This window comes from Pseudoalteromonas shioyasakiensis (assembly GCF_019134595.1).
In the GTDB taxonomy this organism is placed as follows: Bacteria; Pseudomonadota; Gammaproteobacteria; order Enterobacterales; family Alteromonadaceae; genus Pseudoalteromonas; species Pseudoalteromonas shioyasakiensis_A.
Genome location: NZ_CP077770.1, coordinates 2,951,527 through 2,964,876 on the forward strand (window position 1 = coordinate 2,951,527; position 13,350 = coordinate 2,964,876).

The following is a 13,350-nucleotide window of genomic DNA, read 5'->3' on the forward strand; positions in this document are numbered from 1 at the left end:
GGCTCCTTTTTTAATACCAATAGAAACGCTAGCGCATCCAAATTTTAATATCGGCTAAACCATTAGCTTGTAGTGCACTGAGCTGCTGATCAACATTGTGGCTTTGCTCGAACTCAAAGGCATCTAATTGCTCGTCAAAGGTAATGTTAGCAACGCCATCGCCACCGCGCTTTTTAACTTGATGCAGGGCGATATCAGCAAGGTTAACTGAGGTTTCCCAGCCAATAACTTGGCCACCTAATAAAGGTAATGGATAGAAAGACCAGCCAACCGACGCGGTAATCGTGGTCGATTCTCCATTCGGTAATCTAAATGGGTTTGCTGCAATTGCTTCACATAAATCGGCCACATAATTGTCTATTGCTGTGCGTTTGAAATCACGTAGTAAGAGTAAAAACTCATCGCCACTCCAGCGTGCAACATAGTCAGAACCTTGAGTTCGACTATTTAGTAAAGTCGCCATTTGCTGTAAACAGCTATCACCAGCAAGCGGGCCATATGCATCATTAATGCGACTGAAGTTATCAAAGTTAATTATCAATAGCACTAGCGACTTACCCTGCGCTTGCAATGACTGCGAGTTACGCTGGAAGTGTTCGATATCTTTAGGGAGCTGATCAAACAAGAAGCGGCGACTACGTAGGCCTGTAAGCTCATCTGAGTGACTTACTAGCTTAAGCTGTGAATTCACTTGATTAAGCTTATCGTTGGCTTCTCGAAGCTCTACGGTACGTTCTGTTACTAAGCTTTCAAGGGCTAATTGCTTACGTTTCTCTTGCGCTCTAAATACCCAAAATACAAGGTAGAAAAGTAAAATAAAGCTACTGGTGATCAAGAGTCTAAAATAAATAGTCTCATCAAAACGACGCGGCACTACAAAACTGTACTCAGTACGACGTGCTTTTTGCCAATCTTCACCACGGCGCTTTGCTTCAAGTTGGAATAAAAACGAACCCGGCGGTAAGTTGGTATAGATTGCCTCACGACGAGTATTGGCATAACGCCAGTCACTGTCTAAGCCACTTAAACGGTAACGGAACTCGATACTTGAAGGGGCATAATAATCAATCGCAGTGTATTTTAACGTTACATCGCGTTCATCAATATGTAGCTCTGGCTTACTGCCTAAAGTTGCGGTACTTAAATGACGAAGTGGCGTGATCAAACTTTCAATACGAGGCTTAAGAGCTTGAACACCAAAAAGCTCAACGCTCTTTGGGATTTCTACCACACCTTGTAGGCTTGGATACCAAATAGAGTTACCGGTGTCTGCTACAGCATCATGGCCAAGGCCAGCACAACACTGACTGGCTTTACCATCAAGTTGACGGTCAAACGATGAGATCACTTGTTCGACTTTTAAGCTCTCAATATCAGTACCAAACTGCTCTACCGGCATGCGGTATACACCTTTCATGGTACTGACCCAGATACGTTTTAATTGCTTATCGTAAACAAGACTAAAAATAGAACCATACGGCAGACCATCGGTCGCATCTAACTGACGCCACTGGCCCTTGGTACTGCGATAAAATAAACCATCGTTAAGTGAGCCAATTAATATCCCCACCCCTTCAATATTCAAAATACTGGTAACGTAAGCACTTTCTAAGCTAGTTTGGTCGCCAATTTTTTCAATACCGCGGTCGGTAAAGTAATAAGCCCCTTTACTCGTGCCAATTAAGCCAAAGTTTTGCTCATCATGAACATAGGTAATAAATTTACTGCTTAAGAAGGCATTGTATGCAAAAGGTGTTAAACCACCGTAGCTTAAGCGATACATACCACGGCCAGTACCGAGCCAAAAACCGCCTTTGCTAGAACGGCTAATTGCGAATACTGGGTTATCGCGTAGTGCTCGCCCCGGCACCGTGTATAAGTTTTGGTTTTCGTAATAAAACACACCGCGGCCTGTTGCGATGTATAAACGGTCACCATCAAATTGTAAGTCGTGCACTGCTGCTCGACCAAACTGGTTACTCGGAATTTGATTTACAAAATTCTTGTTGTAATCGAAGTAGCCAACACCGCTGCGGTTAGCCACCCATAATTTGCCATCAGGTGCTTGGCTAATCGCCATCACCGCTTCGGTCATATTTGAAATAGCGGAGTGACGTTCAATGCGCCCTTCATGAGCAAGCCATAAACCTTCACTGAAGCTTGCCAGCCAAATGTTATTTTGATTGTCACGGAAAATATCAGCAAACCAAATGCTTTGATCGAGCTGGCTTGGCTCAACCCATTGCCAATCCCCTGAGTTATCACGAAATAACAGTCGGCCATAGGTCGAAATCCAGAGCGCCCCATCAGAGTCGCTCATAAACTTATAAACGGCAGAATTACTGGCATTTGGCAGTGGGAATGGACGCAGCTCGTCATCTAAATCAAGAAAGTAAGCACCAAGCTCTGAGGCAAGGTATAAGTTTCCTTCAAGCCAAGCCATGTCATGAATAATGGTTTGCGCTAAACGCTCAGGTAATGAAACTTTGGCAGTGAGCTCTAATCGTAACTTTGCAAAGTCAGAAGAGGTATTGGTTAAACGCAATAAATGACGCTCATTGACCAGCCAAATGCCTTCTGGCGACAACGCCATTTGGCTCACTGAACCCACAATTTGCGTAATTGCAGTGGCATTAGATACCGGCACAATTAAAGCTGAGTTTTGATTGAGTGTGACTTGATTTCGAGCAACGTAATAAAGGCCATTCGCTGCAATCCAAATACTGCCTTTGGAGTCTTCAAGAATATCGCGAACCGGACCTTTAACGTTAAAGGTTTGCGACATCATGGTTTTAGGATCAAGTGTTACCAAGCCATTTTTGGTACCAACCCAAAGTAACCCAGTACTATCAACTAAGAGCTTATTAATACCATTACTTGGTAGGAAATCGCTGTTTTGCGTATTGAAGTTAGTGAAGGTGTTACCATCAAAGCGGCTTAAGCCAAACTGAGTACCCAGCCACATATAACCTTGCTCATCTTGAGCAATGCTTTTTAAAGATTGCGATGGCAAGCCATTTTGGATGTTCCACTGTTTGACGACATAGTCAGTAATAGATGCAAACGCAGGCGTGCTGCAAAGCATCAACAAACAGACAACTAGAAATCGCATCATATACTTGCCACCAAGTAACACTTAACTCATCGTTTAAAAAGGCAAATAGCCTGCTTTAAACAAGGCTTGAACACAAATTAATGAAAATATACCTGCTAAAATATCATCAGCCATGATGCCCAAGCCACCGTGTAAACGTCTATCTAGAATTCGGATAGGGCCTGGTTTAGCGATATCAAAAAAGCGGAACAATAAAAAACCAACCAACAGTGACTGCCAACTCAGTGCAGCACCAATCATGGTGATATAATAACCAGCAACTTCATCCCAAACAATGGCTGGATGATCATGTACCCCTAAGTCATCTGCTGTTTTACCACACGCCCAAATACCAAACACGCTGATCACGATGGCAAACACAATCTGTAACCACAGCGGAAAGTACATCGTGGTGAAAATAAATGGCAAGGCAGCAAAGGTACCAAAGGTGCCAGGTGCTTTAGGGGCAAGCCCTAAGCCAAAACCCAAACCAAAAAATTGGTGTGGGCGTTTTAAATTGAATAATCGGTTACTGCTCAAACCGGCTCCTTCGTAAAATGCTGAAAGCCCTTACCTTGATAATTAAATTGCTCACCATCAAGTAATAGCTCAATCTCACCTTCGCCACTTTTAATTTGACCCACACAACTTGCTTCAACACCATATTGGCGCAGTTTCATATCAACCATGCTTTTATTGCTTTCTGGCACAGTAAACAGCAACTCGTAGTCGTCACCATAATTTAAGATGTAGTCAAATTGCTCTGCACGTGGAATAGACGAATTTAATGCATCAGAAACAGGCACTTTATCAACATTGATCACCGCACTAACTTGCGATAGCGCTAAAATATGGCCCAAGTCAGCTAATAAGCCATCGGAAATATCAATTGCTGCAGAGGCAGCGCCTCGCAGAACCTGACCAGCTGCAACACGTGGTGTCGGATAATCAAAGCGATTATTTAAATAGCTTAAGTGTTCAGGGGCGATATCGAGGCCTTGTTTACGGGCTTCAATGGCTACACCAGCATCACCTAATGGACCAGTTACATAAATCCAATCGCCAACTTTAGCACCGCTACGGCGCAGTGCTTTGCCTTCAGGCACGATGCCTTTAGCACAAATCGTAATAGTTAAAGGGCCTTGAGTGGTATCACCACCAATGATTTGCACATTGAAGTACTCTGCAATTTCATGCATGCCTTCAGTGAACTCTTCAAGCCACTCTATATTTGCTTCAGGCAAAGTTAGGCCTACCGAAATCCACGTAGGTTCAGCGCCCATTGCCGCAAGATCACTTAAGTTAACAGCTAACGCTCGATGCCCAAGGGCACGCGCAGAGATGTCATCAAAAAAGTGTACGCCCGCAACTAAGGTGTCTGTTGTTACCGCCAATTGACAGTTTTCAGGCACAGTTACTAAGGCACAATCGTCACCAATACCTAGGTTCACATCACGGCGAATAATGCCTCGCCCCTTAAAGTAACGATTGATTAGTTCAAATTCCTTCATACACAAAAAAGCCGGCCCAAGCCGGCTCTCCTTTACGGGGTTACTTACTTACGCAGTTCTTTCACTGCTTTATCAAGTACACCGTTGACAAACTTATGGCTGTCTTCAGCACCAAACATCTTAGCAAGCTCAATGCCTTCATTGATTGCCACTTTGTAAGGTACGTCTTCACGGAATTTCAGCTCATAGCCAGACAGACGTAAAATTGCTTTTTCGACCATGTCTAACTCATCAGCTGGGCGTGCTAAATGTGGTGCAACGATTTCATCTAATTGCTTACAGTTAACAACAACACCGCGTGCTAGGTCTTTGAAATATTCGACGTCGATCTTAGTCACATCATTTTCAATTAACATTTGCTGTTCAATATCAGCAATTGGGTTACCGCTTAACTGCCAAGAGTATACGGCTTGAAGTGCTAAGATACGTGCTTTACGTCTTGCTGCTGGTTTCACAGAGATTCCTTAAACTTAAATTTTGTCTAACACATTAACCATTTCAAGCGCACCTAAAGCAGCTTCGCCGCCTTTGTTACCCATTTTGGTACCTGCGCGCTCAATTGCTTGCTCAATGCTTTCAGTGGTTAATACGCCAAATGCAACCGGGATATCATACTCAAGAGATACTTGCGCAAGACCTTTGTTTGATTCGCCAGCGACTAAATCAAAGTGTGGTGTACCACCTCTGATCACTACGCCTAAAGCGATGATTGCATCGTGTTCTTTCTTTGCTGCAACGCGTTTCGCTGCTAAAGGTAATTCAACGGCACCTGGTACGTAAACAACGGTAATGTCGTCTTCAGATACGCCACCTGTGCGCTTAAGCTCATCAACAGCACCTGCTAATAGGCTGCTACCAATAAAGTCATTAAAGCGAGAAATGACAATGGCAAATTTTTTGCCCGGTGCGTATTTGTTACCTTCAATAATTTTCATTTAATAACCCTAAAAAATAAGTTTAAGCGGTTGCGATTGCGCAAAAATTACGGCGCATAATACCACAAAAATATAAAAGTAGCCTAGTAAATCTGTTTTCCCTAATTAAGAGCGAGGCTCAACGTAGTCAACCACTTCTAAGTGGAAACCAGATAACGCATGGTACTTCTTAGGACGGCTCATTAAGCGCATCTTTTCAATACCTAAATCAGCCAAAATCTGCGAGCCCACACCCACAGTACGCGATGTACCTTGGAATTTACGATGACTGACATTTTCGCCAGCATCTTCAGCGGCAAAGGCTTTAACGGTTGCTTCTAGGTCTTCTGTTGACTCTTGTTTACCCAAGATAACCAGCACACCGTTGTGCTCAGCGATATAAGCCATAGCATCTGATAAGCCCCAGCTACGATCAGCACTTCTATCTGATAATAGAATATCGTTAAAGGTGCTTTGTAAGTGAACACGTACTAACGGTGGTTCGTCTTTCGATACTTCACCTTTTTGTAAAACATAGTGAAGCTGACCATCAATGGTGTCTTTGTAGGTCACTAAATCAAACTCACCGTGATCTGTTGGCAGTTTACATTTAGCAACGCGCTCAATGGTGGTTTCGTTTAGGTTTCGGTATTCGATTAAATCTGCAATGGTGCCAATCTTTAAGTCATGCTCTTTAGCAAATACTTCAAGATCTGGACGACGGGCCATGGTGCCATCTGGGTTTAAGATTTCAACAATCACAGATGACGCCTCAAGACCCGCTAAACGCGCTAAATCACAACCTGCTTCAGTATGACCTGCACGTGTTAACACGCCACCAGGCTGCGCCATAATTGGGAAAATATGCCCAGGCTGAACGATGTCGCTCGGTACGGCACCTTTAGCAATTGCAGCTTGAACGGTACGTGCACGGTCAGCCGCTGAAATACCTGTAGTTACACCTTTCGCCGCTTCAATCGACATAGTGAAGTTAGTTGAAAAAGCAGCACCGTTATTTTTCACCATAAGTGGTAATTCTAACTGCTGACAACGCTCTTGTGTCATTGTTAAACAAATTAAACCACGGCCGTGTGTTGCCATAAAATTGATGGCATCAGCACTGATATGCTCTGCTGCGATGATTAAATCGCCTTCATTTTCTCGGTCTTCATCGTCCATTAAAATAACCATTTTACCGGCTTTAATGTCATCGATAATTTCTTGTGCGCTGTGTAAATTCATAATGTGCCCATGAGAGTATGATTAATAGTGACGTATCTGTGCTTATTTAATAAAGCCAGCTTGTGCTAGCAAGCTCATTGATATGTCTGAACGGGAAGGTTGTTCAGCCCCTTTAATTAGGCGCTCTAAATAGCGAGCAATCTGGTCAACTTCTAAGTTCACCTGAGTCCCCACCTGAAATTCTGCAATCGTTGTTTGCTCTGCTGTATGCGGAACAATCGTCAGCTTAAAGCGATTTTGCTCAACCTCGTTGACGGTTAAGCTAATGCCATCAATACACACCGAACCTTTGTACGGAATGTACTTCATTAAATCATTGTCTGTGCTTAACCAGTACTCGGTTGCACGAGCATTGGGGCTAATACTTTCGACAGTCGCAATACCATCAACATGGCCTGACACTAAGTGGCCACCTAAACGAGAAACCGGTTGCATGGCTTTTTCGAGGTTAACTGTTTGACCTTTTTTATAATGTGCAAACCCAGTTAAGCTGATTGTTTCGTTTGATAAGTCAGCACTAAAACCATCGCTATGTTTAGCGACAACCGTTAAACACACACCATTGGTGGCAATACTGTCACCGAGCTTGACGTCTTTCATATCCAAATTAGGGCTTTGAATACGAATAGCTAGATCACCTTGCTTTTGTGTTAGTTCAACAATTTTACCTGTTGCTTCAATAATTCCAGTAAACATAGTGCTACTCTTTATTTTCAATGTCTGTGGCTTGCTTTGCTTTTATCGCTGTTAAGCGAATATCGTCGCCAATCATCACTGTATCAGTAAAGGTCAGTTCAGTGATATCACTCATCATGGTAACTTCTGCAAAGTTTAGTAAGCTTTTGCCCATATCACCTATTAACTTTGGGGCAATATAAACAATGTATTCGTCAATTAAATCTTGCTCAGCAAACACGCCAGCAAGGGTTGCACCTGCTTCGAGCCAAATATGATTAAATTGTAGTTCAGCAAGACGCCTTAAAACCGCCGATAAATCAACTTTATTGTTATTTGTTGGCACCACTTCGTGTTTAACAAAGTGAGGCCACTTGGTGTGATTATCAAGCGAAGTGGTAAAAATTATCACCGGGCTCTCGATGCTGAATAACGCAAGGTCAGGCGTTAACCTGTTTTGTGAGTCAATAATGATTCGGGTTGGTTGGCGCAAAGGCAACGAGGTTGGCATGGTAAATGGCAACTCATCAACACGGACATTAAGTTTGGCATTATCAGTAATAACGGTGTCTGCACCGGTTAAGATAGCACAGCTTTGCGCACGAAATGCTTGCACATCTTGGCGCGCTTTGGGGCCTGTTATCCATTTACTTTGGCCGTTATTTAGCGCGGTTTTACCATCTAAACTACATGCCATTTTACAAGTTACATATGGCAATCCAGACTCCATACGCTTTAAAAAACCTTTATTTAAATCGCGCGCTTGTTGTTCAAGTAAACTAGATGCCACGCTAATACCTGCGTCAGCTAAAATCTGTAGGCCACGACCACTCACCGCAGGGTTTGGGTCAACCATAGCAGCAATCACTTTGCTTACACCTGCAGCTTTTAAACCTTCGGCACAAGGTGGAGTGCGTCCATAATGACTACAAGGCTCTAAAGTCACATATGCAGTGGCGCCTTTCGCGTTGTCGCCAGCTACAGCCAAGGCATTCACTTCAGCATGCCCCTGCCCAGCTAATTGATGAAACCCTTCACCGACTATTTCGCCATTTTTAACCAAAACACAGCCAACATTCGGGTTTGGCGTCGTGGTAAAACGGCCTTGCTTAGCAAGCTCAATGGCACGCGCCATGTAAGCAGTATCAAGCTCTGTAAACGACATGATTAATCACCTAAACGAGCGATTTCTTCACCAAACTCGCGAATATCTTCAAATGAACGATAAACCGATGCAAAGCGCACATAGGCTACTTTGTCGAGTTTCTTCAGTGACTCCATGATGCACTCACCAATTAAATGGCTAGAGATTTCACGCTCACCCGTAGCACGAAGTTGAGATTTAATGATATTAACGACTTCGTCGACCTGCTCAGTGCTGACTGGGCGCTTCTCTAAAGCGCGATGCAAGCCATTCAGTAACTTGTCTTCATTGAATGGTTCGCGGCTACCATCTTGCTTGATGACTCTTGGCATCACAAGTTCAGCGCCTTCAAAGGTGGTAAAGCGCTCATGGCATTCGTTACATTCACGTCGACGTCTCACTTGGTGACCACCGCCAACAAGTCGAGAATCAATTACTTTAGTATCTTTTGCGGTGCAAAAAGGGCAATGCATAGGGTTCAACTTCCGTTTATAAAAAACAAAAAAAAGCCGCTTAGTAAGCGGCCTTTATAATAGCAAAAAACAACGCTATTGTTATCTTAATTACGGTTTAACCAGTAATTAAGCGTAAACTGGTAATTTTTTACAGATAGCTTTAACTTTCTCTTTTACTTCTGCTTGTACAGACTCATCGTTGATGTTGTCTAGTACGTCACAGATCCAGCCAGCAAGCTCTTTTGACTCAGCTTCTTTGAAACCACGGCGAGTAATAGCCGGAGAACCAATACGAAGACCAGACGTTACGAACGGTGAACGTGGGTCGTTTGGTACTGAGTTTTTATTAACAGTGATGTTAGCGTTACCTAGAGCAGCGTCAGCATCTTTACCTGTGATATCTTTGTCGATTAGGTCAAGAAGGAATAAATGGTTGTCTGTTTTACCAGAAACAACTTTGTAGCCACGCTCTTGCAGTACTTCAACCATCGCTTGAGCGTTCTTAACAACTTGTGCTTGGTACGCTTTGAATTCTGGTTGTAATGCTTCTTTGAAAGCAACCGCTTTAGCAGCAATGATGTGGCATAAAGGACCACCTTGACCGCCAGGGAAAACAGCACTGTTTAGCTTTTTATAGATCTCTTCATCACCACATGCAGAAACGATTAGGCCGCCACGAGGGCCTGCTAATGTTTTGTGTGTTGTTGTTGAAACAACGTGTGCATGAGGGATTGGGCTAGGGTATACACCCGCTGCGATAAGGCCAGCAACGTGAGCCATATCTACGAATAAGTATGCGCCAACTTTATCAGCGATTTCACGGAATTTAGCCCAGTCAACAACGCCTGAGTATGCAGAGAAACCAGCGATGATCATTTTTGGCTTGTGCTCTAATGCAAGTGCTTCAACTTGAGCGTAATCAATTTCGCCTGTTTCGTCGTTTAGGCCGTATTGAATTGCATTGTACGTTTTACCAGAAAAGTTAACGTGTGAACCGTGAGTTAAGTGACCACCATGAGCTAAGCTCATACCTAGTACTGTATCGTGCGGCTGAAGAAGTGCTTGGAAAACAGCTGCGTTTGCCTGTGAACCCGCATGTGGTTGAACGTTAGCGTAATCTGTGCCGAATAATTCGTTTGCACGGTCAATTGCTAGTTGCTCAACAACGTCAACATGCTCACAACCGCCATAGTAACGTTTGCCTGGGTAACCTTCAGCGTATTTGTTGGTAAGCTGAGAACCCTGCGCTTCAAGTACGCGTGGGCTACAGTAGTTTTCAGACGCGATCAGTTCGATGTGCTCTTCTTGACGAGCCGTCTCTTTATTGATGGCTGCAAATAACTCTGGATCGAAATCCGAAATATTCATGCTACGTTCTAACATGGGGTCTCCTAAGGCAACGTGTATGGTGTTTTTTAAAGGCTGTATTGTACGCTTAAAACGCACTTTTGCCTATCTTGTAAAGATGAACATATTTAAACAGGGATTGAATTTATTTCACAGTGTTTTAATAATGATATTTTTTTATTGATACATAACAAAAATTTATAAATTTAAAATATTTCATAGATATTTAAAATGTTACTTCAACAAAAAATCGCTCTGTAAAATTGCGTTTTTATTAGGGCAAACTAAGCTTATATAACTAGTCAATATCAAGGATGGTATAAGTACATGTTAGCTAAACCAATATACGAATTAGTCCCCTACGGATACTTCCTTCTCGGCATCAGTTGTATCACATTAGCCAATAATTATGTGCCTACATTAATCGGTGTAATCTTATTTTTATTAGGTGCTAACATTTGGCGCATGCGTTCAGAAGCCAGAAGAACCGATCATTCAAGTCAGCGAGTTAAACAAAGAAAACGTCGCTATTACTATGAATTTAAACCTTTTATTATTTTTATTTCGGCATTCACCTTGATGCAATGGACGCAAAATGAACTCGTCTCGGTGATCAGTATTTTGCTGTGTATCTCGGCAGGGGTCATTCTAAGCATGCGGATTTTAAACCGACATAGTCATTCTTTACTTCATTAAACGCTGCATTAAAAAGAGCGGCTTAGCCGCTCTTTTATCAAGGTTATGCTAATTTATTTAACAGCTCAGTTCGAAGTAATTGATAATCAAACTTAATATCTTCGGCCAAACACTGCTTTGCTAATGCATCAGCAAGCGGTTTCGGCATAGGCAGTTCGATATCTAAAATTTCTTCTACACTGTCTTTAAATTTAGCTGGGTGTGCAGTCGCTAAAAAGATACCTGCGCTGCCATCGGCTAGATTTTCTTTCAAGCCTTGATAAGCAATTGCAGTATGAGGCTCTGCGATATAACCCGTTTGATGAATTTTTTTCATCACCTCTTTTGTTTCTTCTTCACCAACACAGCTTGAATAAAAGTCATCATAGCTAAACCATTTGTTATCCAACATAAACTGAACACGTGGCCAGTTATTCGGTTTACTAACATCCATAGCGTTCGATAACGACTCAAGCGTGTCATTCGGTGCCCACTCTTTGCTTTGTAAGAAACGTGGCACAGTGTCGTTTTGGTTAGTAGTAGCACTTAATTTAGCCACAGGCATACCAAGCACAGCACCAATCATTGCAGCGCACACATTACCAAAGTTACCACTTGGTACTGAGATATGTGCTTTACTACGCTGCTCTTTAGGTAATTGAGCAATAGCTTCAAAGTAATAACATACTTGCGCAACTAAACGACTGATGTTGATTGAGTTAGCAGAATTTAGACCTAGCTTTTGTTTAACTTCATCGTCTAAGAACGCTTGTTTTACCATGCTTTGGCAATCATCAAAGCTACCATCAACCGCATAGCAGTGAATGTTATTGCCTAACGTTGTAAATAGCTTTTGCTGCGCTAATGAAATTTTACCTTTCGGGTATAAGATCACGACATCGATATTTGGCTTATTATAAAATGCATGAGCAACCGCAGCCCCCGTGTCGCCCGATGTTGCCGTTAAAATTGTTACTTTTTCGCCTTGGTTAAATTGCGCAAGACACTCAGCCATAAAACGGCCACCAAAGTCTTTAAAAGCAAGCGTTGGACCATGAAATAGCTCTAAGCAATAAATATCTTTTTCTACTTCAACCAATTTCACATCAAAGTTAAAAGCATTTTGTACCATTTGTGCAACGGTATCGGCAGGTAGTTCATCGCCAATTAGGTGCGATAAAATCTTGCTGCTACGGCTAACAAAGTCTAAATCAAGTAACGCATCAATGTCTTGAATTGGCGAAAGGCTTTCTGGGAAGAACACCCCTTGGTTACGCCCTAACCCTGTTTTTACCGCTTCAACAAACGACACCTGTTGTGTTTCATCTTTTAAATTATGTAATTGCATGTTTATTCCTTAAATTCTTTAAAGCTGTCGTGTGCCAAGCTGATCAAGTTTACAGATGTGGCTGAAACCTTGTTCATTTATGTAATTATCATTCAGCCACGCTGCACACTTTTGTGCAGCTTCAAGGCTCTTACACACAGTAAATAATGTTGGGCCCGCCCCCGAAATACTGACAATTTCAGCGCCAAGTTCTGGCAAGGCACTTTTAGCTTCTGCAAAACCTTGGATTAATGGCGCGCGATGTGGCTCAGCGATTTCATCTTTCATAATTGATAACGCAGCATCAAAGCGACCAGTTAGCAATAAGCTGCTAAATGCAGACAGTCGCTGCGCAAACTCAACACTGTCGTGCATTGATAATTGCGTTGGCAGTACCGAGCGCGCTTTTGCGGTATTCAGTGAAAAACCAGGAAAAGCCGCTACGTAATACCATTGATTATCAACAGGTAACGAAATTGACTTGTTCGGAATGAGTTCACCAGTTAATTGCAAGCCACCTAAATAACACGGCGTGATGTTATCGTAATGACGGCCGCCACTTACTATGGCTTCAAAATCAGCCATTAACTCGATAAGTTGCTCTTGAGATAAATTGGTTTCTGCAAATTTATCAAGGGCAGCAAACGCTGCCACTACAGAACACGCACTTGAACCTAACCCAGAACCAATTGGTAGGTTCTTTTTAAGCTCAAGTTTTACCGCTGGCATAGTCGGTGCAACGTGTTCTTTAAAATGAATTAAACATTGATAAGCCAAGTTTTCTTCAGCATTAGCAGGCAGTTTATGGGCATAGTCGCCTGAGCATACAAAAGTATCTTGCTCAGCAGCACTCACCTCTACAACATCACCTAATAACGTACCATCGATAGGTGCCAGCGCAGCACCTAGAGCATCAAAGCCGACAGCAAAATTCCCAATTGAAGCGGGTGCATATACACGGATCAT

General features: G+C 42.7%; 13 protein-coding genes. 1 reads left to right on the forward strand and 12 read right to left on the reverse strand.

Annotation, left to right across the window (positions count from 1 at the left end; all coding sequences use genetic code 11):
• Positions 1-28 precede the first annotated feature (28 nt).
• From KQP93_RS13745 to glyA, 10 genes are all read right to left on the reverse strand, one after another.
• Complete coding sequence (locus KQP93_RS13745; RefSeq protein WP_217874843.1) at positions 29-3,115, reverse strand: ligand-binding sensor domain-containing diguanylate cyclase; 3,087 nt, start codon at positions 3,113-3,115, stop codon at positions 29-31.
• A gap of 33 nt (positions 3,116-3,148) precedes the next feature.
• On the reverse strand, positions 3,149-3,634 hold the full coding sequence (locus tag KQP93_RS13750; protein WP_054562659.1) for a phosphatidylglycerophosphatase A family protein: 486 nt from the start codon (positions 3,632-3,634) through the stop codon (positions 3,149-3,151).
• Positions 3,631-4,605: a thiamine-phosphate kinase gene (thiL, locus tag KQP93_RS13755; RefSeq protein WP_054562660.1), complete on the reverse strand. Its 975-nt coding sequence runs from the start codon at positions 4,603-4,605 to the stop codon at positions 3,631-3,633. The genes KQP93_RS13750 and thiL overlap by 4 nt, the downstream gene beginning before the upstream one ends.
• A gap of 44 nt (positions 4,606-4,649) precedes the next feature.
• Positions 4,650-5,060: a transcription antitermination factor NusB gene (gene nusB / locus KQP93_RS13760; RefSeq protein WP_054552571.1), complete on the reverse strand. Its 411-nt coding sequence runs from the start codon at positions 5,058-5,060 to the stop codon at positions 4,650-4,652.
• Positions 5,061-5,075: 15 nt separating this feature from the next.
• Positions 5,076-5,540, reverse strand: coding sequence for a 6,7-dimethyl-8-ribityllumazine synthase (gene ribH, locus KQP93_RS13765; RefSeq protein WP_054562661.1), 465 nt, complete (start codon positions 5,538-5,540; stop codon positions 5,076-5,078).
• 105 nt (positions 5,541-5,645) lie between these two features.
• A complete protein-coding gene (gene ribBA / locus KQP93_RS13770) occupies positions 5,646-6,761 on the reverse strand; it encodes a bifunctional 3,4-dihydroxy-2-butanone-4-phosphate synthase/GTP cyclohydrolase II (RefSeq protein ID WP_217874844.1) in 1,116 nt (371 codons plus the stop codon).
• Between the two features lie 42 nt (positions 6,762-6,803).
• Entirely contained in the window at positions 6,804-7,457 is a 654-nt protein-coding gene (locus KQP93_RS13775) for a riboflavin synthase (protein WP_054562663.1), read from the reverse strand.
• A gap of 4 nt (positions 7,458-7,461) precedes the next feature.
• Positions 7,462-8,601, reverse strand: coding sequence for a bifunctional diaminohydroxyphosphoribosylaminopyrimidine deaminase/5-amino-6-(5-phosphoribosylamino)uracil reductase RibD (gene ribD, locus KQP93_RS13780; RefSeq protein ID WP_217874846.1), 1,140 nt, complete (start codon positions 8,599-8,601; stop codon positions 7,462-7,464).
• A gap of 2 nt (positions 8,602-8,603) precedes the next feature.
• Entirely contained in the window at positions 8,604-9,053 is a 450-nt protein-coding gene (gene nrdR / locus KQP93_RS13785; protein ID WP_054552576.1) for a transcriptional regulator NrdR, read from the reverse strand.
• A gap of 108 nt (positions 9,054-9,161) precedes the next feature.
• A complete protein-coding gene (glyA, locus tag KQP93_RS13790; protein ID WP_217874848.1) occupies positions 9,162-10,418 on the reverse strand; it encodes a serine hydroxymethyltransferase in 1,257 nt (418 codons plus the stop codon).
• Between the two features lie 291 nt (positions 10,419-10,709).
• On the opposite strand from glyA, the gene KQP93_RS13795 reads away from it, so the two are divergent.
• The gene (locus tag KQP93_RS13795) at positions 10,710-11,078 is read left to right on the forward strand and encodes a hypothetical protein (protein WP_217874849.1); all 369 of its coding nucleotides are present in this window, start codon (positions 10,710-10,712) and stop codon (positions 11,076-11,078) included.
• 43 nt (positions 11,079-11,121) lie between these two features.
• Here KQP93_RS13795 and thrC read toward each other — a convergent pair whose 3' ends face one another.
• Entirely contained in the window at positions 11,122-12,405 is a 1,284-nt protein-coding gene (gene thrC, locus KQP93_RS13800; RefSeq protein WP_217874850.1) for a threonine synthase, read from the reverse strand.
• Positions 12,406-12,423: 18 nt separating this feature from the next.
• Complete coding sequence (gene thrB, locus KQP93_RS13805; RefSeq protein ID WP_217874851.1) at positions 12,424-13,350, reverse strand: homoserine kinase; 927 nt, start codon at positions 13,348-13,350, stop codon at positions 12,424-12,426.

Bases quoted from the DNA above. Each gene is read 5' to 3' on its own strand.
- KQP93_RS13745 (WP_217874843.1), bottom strand. From the start codon at position 3,115: ATGATGCGATTTCTAGTTGTCTGTTTGTTGATGCTTTGCAGCACGCCT.
- thiL (WP_054562660.1), bottom strand. From the start codon at position 4,605: ATGAAGGAATTTGAACTAATCAATCGTTACTTTAAGGGGCGAGGCATT.
- ribH (WP_054562661.1), bottom strand. From the start codon at position 5,540: ATGAAAATTATTGAAGGTAACAAATACGCACCGGGCAAAAAATTTGCC.
- ribBA (WP_217874844.1), bottom strand. From the start codon at position 6,761: ATGAATTTACACAGCGCACAAGAAATTATCGATGACATTAAAGCCGGT.
- KQP93_RS13775 (WP_054562663.1), bottom strand. From the start codon at position 7,457: ATGTTTACTGGAATTATTGAAGCAACAGGTAAAATTGTTGAACTAACA.
- ribD (WP_217874846.1), bottom strand. From the start codon at position 8,601: ATGTCGTTTACAGAGCTTGATACTGCTTACATGGCGCGTGCCATTGAG.
- nrdR (WP_054552576.1), bottom strand. From the start codon at position 9,053: ATGCATTGCCCTTTTTGCACCGCAAAAGATACTAAAGTAATTGATTCT.
- glyA (WP_217874848.1), bottom strand. From the start codon at position 10,418: ATGTTAGAACGTAGCATGAATATTTCGGATTTCGATCCAGAGTTATTT.
- KQP93_RS13795 (WP_217874849.1), top strand. From the start codon at position 10,710: ATGTTAGCTAAACCAATATACGAATTAGTCCCCTACGGATACTTCCTT.
- thrC (WP_217874850.1), bottom strand. From the start codon at position 12,405: ATGCAATTACATAATTTAAAAGATGAAACACAACAGGTGTCGTTTGTT.
- thrB (WP_217874851.1), bottom strand. From the start codon at position 13,350: ATGATCCGTGTATATGCACCCGCTTCAATTGGGAATTTTGCTGTCGGC.